Raw genomic sequence first — 13,847 nt, 5'->3', positions numbered from 1 at the left:
CTGTACCAGGTTTGGAGGAGTTAGATCATTTAATCATTTTTAGTTATTTTTCTCAAAAAGCGGGAAAGTTCCCACAGGTACGAAAGAGGCCTGCTGTCATCAGCAGACCCATTCTCAAAAATGCTCTTGTAAATCAGAAAGCAGCACTTCCTGCTCAAATTGCGGATTTCCGATCGGAAAAATTCTGGCTGTTTCCTTGTCTTCGTTGACATGCTGAATATAAATCGGGACTCCTTCATACGTCACATACGCCATGGCGGCGGATTCCGAAATGTCTTTCGCACGCTGTGTATTCACGTTTCAAACCTCCTTTAGGCCTCACACATAACGTGTCCGGCAGCCAAGAGAAGTATGCTTGTTTCTTACAATTGTCCGGCGGTGAGTTTGAATTTTTTGAGGCGTTTGTAAAACGTGCTCCGCGGGATTCCGGCCATTTTGGCGGCCAGCGTGACATTTCCCTTCGCCGATTCAAGCGCGTTTACGATGATGTTTTTCTGAATGTGCTCCCGGATGGAGACGGGGGACGCTTCTTCCTGTTCATAAGACTCGGCCGCCTCTTTAAGACCTGACGCTTCAAGCAGGGCTGCGATGGGGCGTTCTGACAGCCGTCCGTCCGGGAACATGACGGAAAGACGTTCAAATACATTAAACAATTCCCTGATATTCCCCGGCCATTTCCGGCTCTTTAATAGGTCTAAAAAGTCATCAGGAAGCTCCCCCCGCCAGCCGCGATTTCGCTGAAATTCAAGGAAGAGTCCGGGAATGTCTTCGGTGCGTTCTCTTAATGGAGGGAGATGGATCGGACAGACGTGAAGCCGGTAAAATAAATCTTCTCTCAGCTTTTTGCATTCGACAAGCTGTCTCAGATCAGTGTGGGTGGCAGTGATGATTCTGATGTCGACGGGAATCTCTTTTGTCCCGCCGACCGGGGTGACTTTCCGTTCCTGCAGCACCCGTAACAGAGCGACCTGCATGGAGTGTGATATTTCTCCGATTTCATCGAGGAAAAGCGTGCCTTTATCGGCTTTTTGCAAAGCGCCGTTATGTCCTTTCCGTTTGGCCCCGGTGAAGGCGCCTTCCGAGTAGCCGAACAGTTCGCTCTCAATCAGCTTTTCGGGGACCGCTCCGCAATTGACGGCGATAAACGGGCCGTTTTTCCTGGAGCTGTTGTTATGAATCGCCCGGGCGGCAACCTCCTTTCCCGTCCCGGTTTCTCCCGTAAGACAGACGGTTGCGTCCGTTCGGGCGACAAGCTCCAGCTGCTGGAGCATATGTCGGGATGACGGGCTTTTGCCTGCCGCACCATGGAATAAAAAAGAAGGCTTTTCTTCTCGTTTGGATAAGTAAATGCACGTGTAGCCGTTCTCCTCCCGCTTCGCCTGCTTGATGTGAAAGCCCTGTTCCTCAAGCTCGCGCAGCGTATGTCCGGTAAAATGCTGAACGGGACGGCTTGCAGCGATAACCCGGCTCATTTCATTGCAAAGCACGATCGGATCGTGAGACCGGGTCAGCCCGGCGAATTTGCTGATCATGTCAAGTTCTGTCATTTTGATCTTTAGGGCAAGCTCCCGTTCCGCCGTATAAGCGATGGAGGAGGCAATTCCGAGCATAAAAGGCTGAGCGCGGGCGGCGGGGCAGGAAATATCAATGACACCCGCCAGCCGTCCGTCTTCATAACGGATCGGCGCGGCGGAACAGCTCCATTGATGAGAAGCGAGCGAATAATGTTCAGAGCCGTGTATCATGACCGGCTCATTTGTATAAAGAGCCGTCCCGATCGCATTCGTGCCGACGGCCGTTTCCGTCCAGCGGGCGCCTTTTAAGAAATTGATGCGGTTCGCTTCATGAATGGTGCGCGGGTGGCCGTCAACTGAATGGACAACGCCGTCTGAATCAATCAGGAGAACCATCATTTCCATTTCCCGCATTGCCGTTTTCATTCTTTCTGCATACGGCGTTGAGGCCGCTAAAAATAACGCATGCTTTTCGGCCTGCCTTTCTAAATGATCTGCCGGCATTACATTCGGCCCCTTTTCGAGATAAGGATTGACGTCGGCTTTTTTGCAGCGGTGCCATGAGGCCGCCACCCGCTTCTGAATACGGGATTCATCAAGCACGCCTTCTTTCACAAAGCGCTTCCAGGTTTTAAAATCATTCCGAATGACATTCATTGTATTCGCTCCCCCCTGTTCAGACCATCTTTTCATATATTGTAGGGGAAAAATAAAGCGCTTTCAACGAAAAATACCCCTTCTCATCTGAGAAAGGGTATTCCGGTTATACGGAATGCACCGCAAGTCCGGTGACATTCAGCAGGGCTTCCTGAAGCGTCTCTGACAGAGTCGGATGCGCCGCGATAAAGTGCTCCGACATATCCGCCGTCATTTCACCGTTCATCATCATGACCGCCTGACCGATCAATTCCGTCACGTCCGGCCCGATCATTGACACGCCGACGATTTCTCCGAATTCCGGTTCGGCAATGATTTTCATTTTGCCGCCATGCTGATGTTTAATTAACGCTTTTCCGTTAGCAGAAAATGAACATTCTCCGATTTTCACATCTCCGTATGTTTCTCTCGCCTGTGTTTCCGTCAGCCCGACAGCGGCCATTTCCGGCGATGTATAAATACAGCGGGGCACCGCCCGCATATCGACTTTGCTGTCCTTTCCCGTGGCATGCGCGGCGGCTGTGATTCCTTCATGAATGGCGGCATGCGCGAGCTGCATTCCTCCGGCCGCATCGCCGCATGCGTATATATGAGGCACATTGGTCTGCATATGGTCATTGACTTCAATACCGCGCGGAGAATACCGGATGCCGGCCTGCTCCAGATTCAAGCCATGCAAACGCGGCTTTCTCCCGATTGCAACCAAAACGTGATCAGCCTGCGCCTCAATTTCTTTGCCGTCTTTTGTCCACACGGCAGTTTTCCTTTCTTTATCAATCCGTTGAAGGGCGGCTTTTGTCTGAATATCAGCCCCGCTGTCTCTTAAAGAGTCTTCGAAAACGGCGGCGATTTCCCCGTCTTCTGCCGGGAGCAGCCGGTCAGCCGATTCAATCACCGTCACTTTCGTTTTAAACCGGCTGAATAAAGAGGCAAATTCACAGCCGATCACACCTCCCCCGACAATAAGCAGAGAAGAAGGGATTTTCTGTAAAGAAAGCGCATCTTTGCTGTCGATCACCCAATCGCCGTCAAATGGGGCAAACGGCAGCTCCGCCGGTTCAGATCCGGATGCAATCAATATCCGATCCGCTTCCAGAATGTCTTTTGCGCCTCCTTCTCCTTCAACAAGCAATGTCTGCTCTGTGAGAAATGAAGCTGTCCCGCTGATGACTTTAATCTGATTTGCTTTCATTAAGTATTGAATTCCCTGCACGAGCCGGCTGACGATTTGCCGTTTGCGCCCCTGCATGCGGGCCCAATTGAGTGTAATGTTTTGCGGCAGTTCGATGCCGAATGTATTTGCATGCCTGATTTTATCGAGCACATTCGCGCTTTCCAAAAGCGACTTTGTCGGGATGCATCCCTCATTGAGACAAGTGCCTCCGAGCGGCCCTTTGTCGATCAGAACGACTTCTTCTCCCCTCCGCGCGGCAGTCACGGCAGCTGCATATCCGGCAGGCCCGCCGCCGATAATGGCTAGTGTCAATCTCTTCACCCTCTCTATAAAATCAATCCGGCCGGCTCTTCAAGCAGCGCTTTGACCGTTTTCAGGAAGTCCGCAGCCGGTGCGCCGTCACATACTCTGTGATCAAAGGTAAGGCTCAGCGGCAGCATGGTGCTTTTGACAAGCTCATCTCCTTTAAACGCCGGCGTTTCATAGCTTGCGCCTACTCCGAGAATACCGGCTTCAGGCGGATTAAGAATCGGAGTGAAATGCTCAATTCCGTAACCCCCGAGATTTGTAATAGAAAATGTCGATCCGTGCAGATCATCTCCGGAAGCATTGCCTTCCCGCGCCCGGCGTGCCGATGTGCTGATGTGATCCGCAAGCTCAAGGAATGAAAGCTTTTCCGCATCCCGGATCACCGGCACGACGAGACCGTTTTCAAGAGAAACCGCCATCCCGAGGTGGACATATGGATAGGTGATGATCCGCTCCTCTTGATAAGAGCTGTTCAGCTCAGGATGCTGTTTCAGCGCAAGCACCGCGGCCCGGGATACGAAATGTGTGACCGTCAGTTTAACACCGCTCCGCTTTTTCGCGCTGTCGGCGAGCTGCCGCTGCCATTTTACAAGCTCCGTAATGTCCGCTTTCATAGTCAGCGTCAGCTGGGCGCTGTTTTGCAGGCTTTTGTGCATTCGGTCTGCAATCACTTTTCTCATCGCTGAAGCCGGTTTTCCCTCCGGCTGTGCCGTCTGAACCGAAGACTGCGGTTCAGATTCCGTCTTCATGGCCTTGATGACGTCAGCTTTTACGATTCTGCCTCCGGGCCCCGTCCCGTTCAGCGTATCAACTTTCAACCCGGCTTTCTCCGCCATTTTTCGGGCAACGGGAGATATTTTCACGCGGTGTTTACGCTTTTGCCCGGCTTTGGGAGCGGGAATATGTTCAGGTTCAGATTGCGGTTTCCCGGCTTTTTCAGGAGCCGGCGCCTCCTTCTCCCGCACTTCTTCGCCGTTTTCCCCGATATAACAGATGGGCGTTCCCGGCGGGACTCCTTCTCCCTCTTTGACTTTAATATGAAGAAGCGTGCCGCTTTCAGGCGCTTCTATTTCCATTTCTATTTTTTCCGAGTTGATGCTGGCGATGCTTTCTCCCTTTTCAACCGGGTCGCCGACTTTTTTATTCCAGACGGATACTTCACCTTTCTTCATCGCCATTCCCAGCTTCGGCATTACTACTTTTACAGCCATTCTATATCCCTCCTTTAATTCATTGCCGGCTCGCCAAGCAATTCAAGCGTGACGCTGACAATTTGGTCTGGTGTCGGTAAATATTGATCTTCAAGCACCGGCGAAAACGGCACCGGTGTATGCGGCGCTGTAATCCGTTTAATCGGCGCATCAAGCAAATCAAAGCCCTTATCGGCGACAATCGCAGCAATATCCGTGGCGATGCTGCAGCGCGGATTGGCTTCGTCTATGATGATCAGCCGGTTTGTTTTTTCTAACGATGTGAAAATCGCTTCCTCATCTAAAGGAGACAGACTCCGGGGATCAAGCACCTCGGCGTCGATGCCTTTCTCAGAAAGCTGTGCAGCCGCTTCAAGCGCGGTATTGACCTGCTTGCCGACCGCAAACAGCGTGATGTCGCTGCCTTCGCGTTTGATATCCGCTTTTCCGAGCGGGATTGTATAATAATCTTCCGGCACCTCGCCCTTCATGTTGTAGGACGTTTTATCTTCAAAAAAGAATACCGGATCATTGTCTTCTATTGCCGCCAGCAGCAAACCTTTGGCGTCATATGGATTGGACGGCACAACCGTCTTCAGACCCGGGATGCTGGTGAACAGGCCATACAGCGCCTGCGAATGCTGAGCGGCTGCCCGGAACCCGGCTCCGTATGTGGTGCGGACGGTGATCGGCACTTGCGCTTTACCGCCGAACATATAGCGGAATTTCGCCCCTTGGTTGATCACCTGATCAAAGCACGTGCCGATAAAATCGTTAAACATCAGTTCCGCAATCGGTCTCAGCCCCGTGGATGCCGCAGCCATGGCCGCACCCATGTAGCCCGCCTCAGAAATCGGTGTGTCCAGCACCCTGTTTCTGCCGAATTCCTGTACGAGCCCCTTTGTGACCCCTAATACACCGCCCCATGCTTCATCATCTTGCAAATGATCGACCGCCGCTCCCCCGGCGACATCTTCACCGATTACAAGCACATTGTCATCTTTTCTCATCGCAAGCTTCATTGCTTCATTGATCGCGTCCGAAATGCTTATGACTCTCGCCATCTCACATTCCCCCTTTTTCATATGACACGTAGACGTCTGTCAACAGCTCAGACTCTTTCGGATATGGACTCTTTTCGCTGAACGAGACGGCTTTTTCAATCGATTCGCTGACACGCTGTTCGATGTCTGACAGTTTATTTGCATCTGTTTCTTTTAGAAGATAGTTTTTAAAGCCTTGAATGGCATCCTTTTCTTCAAGATGCTCAGTCTTTTCATCCTTTGTTTTATACGTTTGGGCATCCCCTTCGAAATGTCCGTAGTTTCTGTAAGTCATACATTCAATCAAAGACGGGCCTCCGCCGTTTCTTGCTCTTTCTATCGCTTCCCCGGCTGCCTGATAAACCGCTAAAATATCTTTTCCGTCCACCGTGACCCCCGGCATGTTGTAGGCAGCCGCCCGATCGGCGATTGAATCACAGGCTGACGCGTACTCAAATGTCGTCGCTTCGCCGTAACCGTTGTTTTCGGCGATGAACACGACAGGAAGATTCCATACTGCCGCTAAGTTCAGCCCTTCATGGAAAGTCCCTTGGTTATTGGCTCCGTCTCCAAAAAAGCAAACGCTTACATTTTTAGTTTGTTTATATTTAGCCGTGAGCGCTGATCCGCATGCGAGCGTGAATCCGCCCCCGACGATTCCATTTGCGCCTAACATGCCTTTATCAAGATCCGCAATGTGCATAGAACCGCCTTTGCCTTTACACAGTCCGGTCGCTTTTCCGAATATTTCCGCCATCATGCCGTCCAGATCACAGCCTTTGGCGATACAATGGCCATGTCCCCTGTGTGTGCTTGTAATGCTGTCGCCATCATCTAAATGAGCGCACACGCCCGCAGCTACCGCTTCTTCACCGGCATACAAATGGACGAATCCGGGAAGCACTCCTTGCGCGAACAGTTCATGCACTTTGTCTTCAAAGCCCCTGATTTCCAGCATCTTTTGGTACATCCACAGCGCTTTCTCCTCAGTTAATGACAAGCCTTCTCGTTTTAACAATTCCATTTTGTGCGCCTCCTTCTATTTAGGGTTCACACTTATAAATGCAAGAAGCATGCCAGCCTTTGAAGCCCGTAAAATGAATGTTTTTATTTTTACAATGGAGACAGTTTGAGACAGGTGTCTCATTTTGTCTCGATCTGTTCCCTTTGTCTCGTTTTATGGCATACAAAAAAGACCGGGCATCACCCTGTCTTTGACAATGATCGACGTATTTATTTCCTCGGAAATCTTTTAACTGCTTCATTCTTCTGCATACAGTCTATCGTGGCGTTTGAGTGGTTACACTCTTTTTTTCATATCCACGTGCTGCAGTTCATGCTTTTCTTCAACAGCCCGATTCAGCGCTTGAAGCATGTAGCCAATGCCTTTATACGATGACAAAGGCCAGGTGATATGCTGATGCTCTCCGATGACGGCGTTTAGGACGCTTCGGTATTTTTTCCCGCCAAGCATGACAAGCTCCTCGATGTCGGAGAAGCCTTTTTCATGAAATTGACGGCGCAGCTCGTCCGCTGCCATGATCTCCGGATGACCGGTTCCAAAAGTGACATCGTAATTTCCGGGAACAATATCATCCGGACGAAGGAATCCGTGCTTCGCCGACAAAATCACCCACTCATCGAAAAATGCTTTCGCATATCGCTCGCACGCCTGATGAAACGGGCTGAGATAAGCGTCTTCCGCCCTTACCGGACCTGTATCTGAATGGACATCCCAAATTTTTTTCTTGCCGCAGGGGATGATGCACAGTCGTTTCATTTTTCTCTCCCCCTTTATGATGTATCTCCTATCAATGTACCATTATTCGTTTATTTCTGCATGACGAAACTGGCCATGGATCTGTCTGGGTAAAAACTGCACACAAAAAGACCCGGAATTCAAATCGAAATCCGGGCCGGATGAAGGTTGTTTATGTCACTCTTGCTCCATCCCATCAAGATACTTTCTCTCAAAGTCATCGAGCAATGCACGCACTTCATCTGTTGACTTTGTATTCATGCATTGATTTCTTAATTCACTTGCTCCCCGGAATCCGCGGAGATATATCTTGAAAAAGCGGGGGAGCGGTTTATATGCTCGGGCTTCTGCTTTTGAATATTCATCATGAAGATCCAGATGCAATCTCAAAAGATCAAGCAATTCCTTACTGCTATGCTCTCTCGGCTCCTTTTCAAAGGCGAATGGATTAGTAAAAATGCCTCGTCCAATCATAATCCCGTCAACACCGTATTGTTCAGCGAGTTTCAAGCCGGTTTCACGGTCAGGAATATCCCCATTGATCGTCAAAAGGGTATCCGGCGCTATCTCATCACGAAGTTTCTTGATTTCCGGGATGAGCTCCCAATGCGCATCTACTTTACTCATTTCCGCTCTTGTACGCAGATGAATGGAAAGATTCGCAATGTCTTGTTTCAGTATGTGTGTCAGCCAGCCGCGCCATTCGTCTATGTCCGTGTAGCCAAGTCTGGTCTTCACACTGACCGGCAGACCTCCTGCTTTCGCCGCCTGTATTAATTCGGCTGCAACTTCAGGACGGCAAATCAGGCCGCTTCCCTTTCCATTCCCCGCCACATTAGGTACAGGACAGCCCATATTGATATCCAGGCCCTTAAACCCTAATTCCGCCATCCCAATACTCATTTGGCGAAAGTTTTCAGGCTTATCTCCCCATATGTGGGCAACCATCGGCTGTTCATCCTCCGTGAAAGTCAAACGGCCGCGCACACTATCCTTCCCATCCGGGTGACAATAGCTTTCTGAGTTTGTAAACTCTGTGAAAAACACATCAGGTCTGCCTGCTTCACTCACAACATGGCGAAAAACGACATCCGTCACATCTTCCATTGGTGCCAGTACAAAAAATGGCCGCGGTAATTCACGCCAGAAATTATCTGTCATAACAAATCCAAATCCTTTCATGATGGGATACAGCCAAACCTTTATCCCAAAATTAAAAACTGACCATGCTTCTTTTACACTTATAGCATGTGTCAGCACTTCTTATCAAACGATAGTAAATTTTGAACATTTCACTTTTTACTCGTTAAAAAGTGAAAAGCAAACTGAAGCAGAATAGATATGATAGAACACCTTACAACTCCTTAACCATATAATCGGTTCGAAAGAGAAAAAAGTGTGATGATTATCTACACCTATTTTTTTATATTGTGGTTTATTAGTAGTAGCGCTGACCTTCATCTTTCTTAGCGGCCTTACTTTTGCTCTTTTTGGACAAAAAGGATTCCAACCTAAATAGAATATCATATGAGTTCTCCCTATTACCAATGCAAAATATTTGTCCTGTTATCGAAGATAAAATATTTAACGCTGCACCATATCCGTATCTCAATATCATTTGCGGAAAACGAATTTCAAGAAATAATATGATTAAGCAAAATGAGTTGGGGATGGTATGGAGTAAGGGGATGGGAAGAGAAAATAAACTCGAACTTAAAAGAATTCAAAACTTCAATCTGGACCATTTGAGATTTGCTCATGGTTTAGAAATATAACCAACGCAACAAGTGGCTTCTGGCTCTATACAGTATATGTACTAAGGGTCGATTGGCTTTCAAACCCCTTATGTTAATATCTTTATACATTCACCTATATATGTTTGTATAAGATTACGATTCGGTAATCCTGATCCAGAACCAATAAAATAGACTGCTGACTAATTGCCGCAGTCTTCATTCATAAGATTAATAAGAAAGTTTCTTTCATCATTAAATAAGGCATCAGAAGTTATGGCTTTCATTTCGAATATCCTTTGTTATACCTGTGATTATGTGTATAACAGTGAAAACCCCCAAGAAAACAGTGACAATATTAAACCATGGATTATCATAGAATGAAAGATATGTTTGAAAGAAATCCAGTTCAACTATGTTTGCTGGGAATCCATTCATTTCTCTATAATTAGGACCCCATCCCGTTAATACTGCAAAATTAAAATAAAGCTGTGAAACTAAAAATGCCAACAACGTTTGAAACCAACTTCTTTTAAATAACGGTCGTTTTTTGTTTACTTTATCCATTTCCTTTTCTCCAATACTTTTTAGCAAGTGACAATCTAACATCATTATATGATGAAGCATGATTGTCGCGATAATTACTTATTAAAGAAGTTTACAAAATATTAACGGAAATTACAAGTATTCACGGAACTTGAACGACTTGTTATTGCTTCTGGTTCACAACAAGATCTTCATATTTTGTCTGTAATGCCGTTTCCAAACGGAAAAAAGAAAGTGTTAATAGAAAGCAGCCTGCTTGGCTGTTTTTCACTTGCTTTTCCATACGTTTTTTCAACTCTTTTTATCAGTTAAATAAAGACAAAAAACAGGTAGGACAAGGGCAAAACATGAAAAAACCCGGAAATCGGAATTGTTTATTTACCGAAATCCAGGTCTGATTACGAATTGTTTATTTTAGTTAGACGATTTTAATACAAGCTTCGCCACGGCTTCTACATGAGCCGTCTGCGGAAACATATCAACAGGCTGAATATATTCGACGCGATAGTCCTTCGACAGCGTCTGCAAGTCTTTCGCCAATGTGGAAGGATTGCAGGATACGTAGACGAAGCGTTTCGGTTTTACTTTTTTGATGGTATCTAAAAATGTTCTGTCACAGCCCGTTCTCGGCGGGTCGACGATGACCACGTCAGGGCGGAAGCCTTCTTTCGTCCATTTCGGGAGCCAGTGTTCGGCTGTTCCTGTGACATATGCCGCGTTTTTGATGCCGTGTTTTTTGGCGTTTTTCTTCGCATCGTCAATTGATTCTTTAATGACGTCCATGCCGCGGATCTCTTTTGCGCTGTTTGAAACCCACATGCCGATCGTACCGACGCCGCAATACGCGTCTACGACTTTTTCTTTTCCTGTCAGCTGAGCCGCTTGTTTCACTTCGTCATACAGCTTGACCGTCTGCTCAGGGTTGAGCTGGAAGAAGGCGCGGGCGCTCAGTTCAAATGACACGTCACCTAGCACTTCTTGAATGGCATGGCTTCCGGCCAGCGCTTTTGTTTTGTCACCGAAAATGACAGATGTGCGCGCGCCGTTGACGTTTTGAATAATCGATTTCACTTCCGGCAGACGGTTCTGAATGGCTTTGACGATCTCGTCTTTATTCGGCAGTGTCTCTTTCGCGGTGACAAGCACGACCTGCACTTCGCCTGTTTCAAAACCGACTCTCGTCACGATGGTGCGGACATCGCCTTTTTTGGTCCGTTCGTTATAAACGGACACGTTGTGTTTTTCTAAAATACGGCGGACGATACCCGTTGTTTTGTTTGTTGCCGGATGCTGGACAATGCATTCCTTAATCGGGACGATTTTATGGGAATCAAGTCCGTATAAGCCGGCAATGATGCTGCCGCTTTGCGAGCGTCCGACTTGGAACTGGCTTTTGTTCCGGTAATTCCAAGGGTTGTCCATTCCGATCGTATCTTTAATGTTCATTTCTTCGACATTGAATCTCGTATGACGTTCCAGAGACTGAATGACGATGTCGCGTTTTTCGCGAAGCTGCTGGGTGTATGCCAGATGCTGAAGCTGACAGCCGCCGCACTGGTCGTAGACCGGGCATGGCGGCGTGACACGGTGTTCAGACGGCTTGCGGATTTTTTTGACGCGTGCTTCTGAAAATTTCGGCTGCACATTTGTCGCTTCGGCAACGACTTCTTCACCGGGCAGAGCGCCGGGAACGAAGACAACTTTTTTCTTAAAATAGCCGACGCCCTCTCCGTTAATGCCGAGACGTTTGATGGTCAGCGGAAATGTCTGTCCGATTTTCAATTCGGCAGGCGCCTTTTTTTGATGTTGATTCACGTTTTTTTCTCTCCGTTTCTATATAAAGCCTTCCTCATGGGAAAACGGCTGATTTGAAATATCACATCTTTTCAGTATAACATGCAGCCGGCGGTTCCTTCATGTTTTTCACTGGAAGTTTCCTTTTTTCATTCAATGCTTCTCCACAAGTACAAGGACGCATAGCTTAAATACGGCGCCCATTCGCTGCTTACCTGAAGCATCAAGTCTTTTGACGGTTTATCCTCTAGGGCGAAGCGGCGTTTGACGGCGTTTTGCAGGCCGATGTCCGCCAAAGGAAACAGATTCGGGTGGCCGAGACCGAACATGAGGACGTTTTGGACGGTCCACGGGCCGATGCCTCTGATGGCGATCAGCTTTTTCATAATGTCTTCATCCGATAAATGGGTAAGTTCCGCCAGATTGAGCGCCCCGTCTGCAATCATCCGTGAAATGTCAATCGCATATTCCGCTTTTCTCATGCTGAACTGGAGATCCCGCAAGTCCTGATACTCGAGCGCCGCGATCGTTTTCGGCTCGGGATAGCACCAGACGCCGTCTTTTTGTTCACCGAAGGCATGGACGAACCGTTCGGTTAAGGTAAAAGCGAAGGACAGGTTGAGCTGCTGGTGGATGATGCATTTCATGAGACAGTTGTAGACGTCATACTCCAAGACGAGCGGGGTTCCCGCATGCTCCTCAAAAAGCGCCGACAGATTTGTTTTTGAGAAATGATCAAGCACAGGCTGAAGCGGCTGCTCCCACTGAAAAATGTGTTTGATCCGTTCAATCATCTCCTCGCGGTCCGTTTCTCCGCTGACGAGGAAGACCGGGTCTGCGGCGGTGCCTTCCCCTTGAACCGTGATGACGGACAGTTTGCCGTCCCTTGTTCTGAGCGGTACTTTGATTGATCTTGCATGAAGATCGACCGCATTCAGCGGATCGAGCGACAGCCTTTCAAGGACTTTATCAAAATGATACGGCGGCGTGACCGAAACCGTTTCCTTCCACATATGCTCCACCCCTTTTGTCCAAGTATATCATGAAGCGGCCGGGCGGCAATTCGTATACTTTTCTTCATAACGCCGCATGATATAATGGCAGGCGGAGGGTTGTTTATGATACATATAACCGCAATCACAACACATAATGAGATATTAGATAATATCCCCCTATCACGTACAGAACAACCGGACATCGCATGGTACTGGATTGATTTTTTCGGCGCCGAGATGCATGAAACCGAGCTGCTGCGGGATTATTTTCACTTTCATCCGCTTGCGATCGAGGATTGCTTTCAGCATATGCAGCGGCCGAAAATCGACCATTATGACGGCTACCGTTTTTATGTGCTCCACGCCTTGAACCCGGACACACTGGAAATGGAAGAGGTGGACATTTTTCAGTCCGACCGTTTCATCGTCAGCTTCCATTTGCACGAATCGCCCGGCGTCTCAAAGGTGAGAGAACGGTTTTTCGCTTCTCCGGGATTAGCCAAAAAAGGGCCCGGGCATATCACTTATATGATTATGGATCAGCTTGTCGATGAATATTTCCCCGTGCTGTACAAAATTGAAGACCGGCTGAATGAAATTGAAGACAGCAGAACCCATAAATCTTACGGCACTTTAATGAATGAAGTGTTTGAATTGCGGACTGATCTTTTGAACCTGAGGCGGACGATCATTCCGATGCGCGATTTAATGTACCGGATTTTGAGCCTTGACCATGTAAAAGAAAGCCGTGAAACGAAAGCGTATTTCAGCGATATTTATGACCACCTGTTAAAACTGGCCGAGCTGATCGAGTCAAACCGTGATATGACGTCAGATTTGCGGGACAGCTATGTGACGCTGAATTCAAACCGGATGAACGCCATTATGATGACATTAACCATCGTCTCGACCATTTTTATCCCGCTGACGTTCATCGCAGGGGTTTACGGCATGAATTTCGATAACATGCCTGAGCTTCATTGGAAATACGGGTATTTTATCGTTTTGGGCGTAATGGCCTTCCTTGTGGCCGCCATGCTGTTTTGGTTCGCCCGCAAAGGCTGGTTTAATATTTTCAAGTAAGAACGGCTGCGGGCTGTTCTTTTTTTTAAGAAAACATGATAGTCTGGAAA

12 protein-coding genes are annotated in these 13,847 nt (G+C 48.0%); 1 reads left to right on the top strand and 11 read right to left on the bottom strand.

From position 1 onward, the window contains the following. Positions 1 to 114 precede the first annotated feature (114 nt). From NYE50_RS04310 to NYE50_RS04260, 11 genes are all read right to left on the bottom strand, one after another. Complete coding sequence (locus NYE50_RS04310; RefSeq protein ID WP_003155535.1) at positions 115 to 297, bottom strand: H-type small acid-soluble spore protein; 183 nt, start codon at positions 295 to 297, stop codon at positions 115 to 117. A gap of 65 nt (positions 298 to 362) precedes the next feature. Then, positions 363 to 2,171: a sigma-54-dependent Fis family transcriptional regulator gene (locus NYE50_RS04305; RefSeq protein WP_159353911.1), complete on the bottom strand. Its 1,809-nt coding sequence runs from the start codon at positions 2,169 to 2,171 to the stop codon at positions 363 to 365. A gap of 106 nt (positions 2,172 to 2,277) precedes the next feature. Further along, complete coding sequence (lpdA, locus tag NYE50_RS04300) at positions 2,278 to 3,657, bottom strand: dihydrolipoyl dehydrogenase (protein WP_053285218.1); 1,380 nt, start codon at positions 3,655 to 3,657, stop codon at positions 2,278 to 2,280. A gap of 14 nt (positions 3,658 to 3,671) precedes the next feature. Beyond that, the gene (locus tag NYE50_RS04295) at positions 3,672 to 4,865 is read right to left on the bottom strand and encodes a dihydrolipoamide acetyltransferase family protein (protein ID WP_094296490.1); all 1,194 of its coding nucleotides are present in this window, start codon (positions 4,863 to 4,865) and stop codon (positions 3,672 to 3,674) included. A 14-nt stretch (positions 4,866 to 4,879) separates the two neighbouring features. Beyond that, positions 4,880 to 5,908 carry an acetoin:2,6-dichlorophenolindophenol oxidoreductase subunit beta gene (gene acoB / locus NYE50_RS04290; protein WP_224988620.1) on the bottom strand — a complete coding sequence of 343 codons (1,029 nt, stop codon included), beginning with the start codon at positions 5,906 to 5,908 and terminating at the stop codon, positions 4,880 to 4,882. Position 5,909: 1 nt separating this feature from the next. Beyond that, on the bottom strand, positions 5,910 to 6,911 hold the full coding sequence (gene acoA, locus NYE50_RS04285) for an acetoin:2,6-dichlorophenolindophenol oxidoreductase subunit alpha (protein WP_003155540.1): 1,002 nt from the start codon (positions 6,909 to 6,911) through the stop codon (positions 5,910 to 5,912). 276 nt (positions 6,912 to 7,187) lie between these two features. Beyond that, complete coding sequence (locus NYE50_RS04280) at positions 7,188 to 7,667, bottom strand: DUF6884 domain-containing protein (RefSeq protein WP_017419128.1); 480 nt, start codon at positions 7,665 to 7,667, stop codon at positions 7,188 to 7,190. Positions 7,668 to 7,823: 156 nt separating this feature from the next. Beyond that, the gene (locus NYE50_RS04275) at positions 7,824 to 8,807 is read right to left on the bottom strand and encodes a tRNA dihydrouridine synthase (RefSeq protein WP_007408522.1); all 984 of its coding nucleotides are present in this window, start codon (positions 8,805 to 8,807) and stop codon (positions 7,824 to 7,826) included. 839 nt (positions 8,808 to 9,646) lie between these two features. Continuing rightward, complete coding sequence (locus NYE50_RS04270; protein ID WP_021493861.1) at positions 9,647 to 9,946, bottom strand: YfzA family protein; 300 nt, start codon at positions 9,944 to 9,946, stop codon at positions 9,647 to 9,649. A gap of 393 nt (positions 9,947 to 10,339) precedes the next feature. Beyond that, positions 10,340 to 11,740, bottom strand: coding sequence for a 23S rRNA (uracil(1939)-C(5))-methyltransferase RlmD (gene rlmD / locus NYE50_RS04265; RefSeq protein ID WP_224988621.1), 1,401 nt, complete (start codon positions 11,738 to 11,740; stop codon positions 10,340 to 10,342). A gap of 128 nt (positions 11,741 to 11,868) precedes the next feature. Further along, on the bottom strand, positions 11,869 to 12,732 hold the full coding sequence (locus tag NYE50_RS04260) for a DNA-3-methyladenine glycosylase family protein (protein WP_224988622.1): 864 nt from the start codon (positions 12,730 to 12,732) through the stop codon (positions 11,869 to 11,871). Positions 12,733 to 12,837: 105 nt separating this feature from the next. On the opposite strand from NYE50_RS04260, the gene corA reads away from it, so the two are divergent. Beyond that, the gene (gene corA / locus NYE50_RS04255; protein WP_224988623.1) at positions 12,838 to 13,797 is read left to right on the top strand and encodes a magnesium/cobalt transporter CorA; all 960 of its coding nucleotides are present in this window, start codon (positions 12,838 to 12,840) and stop codon (positions 13,795 to 13,797) included. Positions 13,798 to 13,847 lie beyond the last annotated feature (50 nt).

The organism is Bacillus sp. EU55 (genome assembly GCF_038005925.1).
Classification (GTDB): Bacteria; Bacillota; Bacilli; order Bacillales; family Bacillaceae; genus Bacillus; species Bacillus velezensis.
Note: the sequence above shows the minus strand (reverse complement) of the source record. Positions and strands in the feature narration are given on the sequence as shown.

Coding starts and splice junctions, on each gene's coding strand:
- NYE50_RS04305 (WP_159353911.1), bottom strand. CDS start 2,171: ATGAATGTCATTCGGAATGATTTTAAAACCTGGAAGCGCTTTGTGAAA.
- NYE50_RS04295 (WP_094296490.1), bottom strand. CDS start 4,865: ATGGCTGTAAAAGTAGTAATGCCGAAGCTGGGAATGGCGATGAAGAAA.
- acoB (WP_224988620.1), bottom strand. CDS start 5,908: ATGGCGAGAGTCATAAGCATTTCGGACGCGATCAATGAAGCAATGAAG.
- acoA (WP_003155540.1), bottom strand. CDS start 6,911: ATGGAATTGTTAAAACGAGAAGGCTTGTCATTAACTGAGGAGAAAGCG.
- NYE50_RS04280 (WP_017419128.1), bottom strand. CDS start 7,667: ATGAAACGACTGTGCATCATCCCCTGCGGCAAGAAAAAAATTTGGGAT.
- NYE50_RS04275 (WP_007408522.1), bottom strand. CDS start 8,807: ATGACAGATAATTTCTGGCGTGAATTACCGCGGCCATTTTTTGTACTG.
- NYE50_RS04270 (WP_021493861.1), bottom strand. CDS start 9,946: ATGGATAAAGTAAACAAAAAACGACCGTTATTTAAAAGAAGTTGGTTT.
- NYE50_RS04260 (WP_224988622.1), bottom strand. CDS start 12,732: ATGTGGAAGGAAACGGTTTCGGTCACGCCGCCGTATCATTTTGATAAA.
- corA (WP_224988623.1), top strand. CDS start 12,838: ATGATACATATAACCGCAATCACAACACATAATGAGATATTAGATAAT.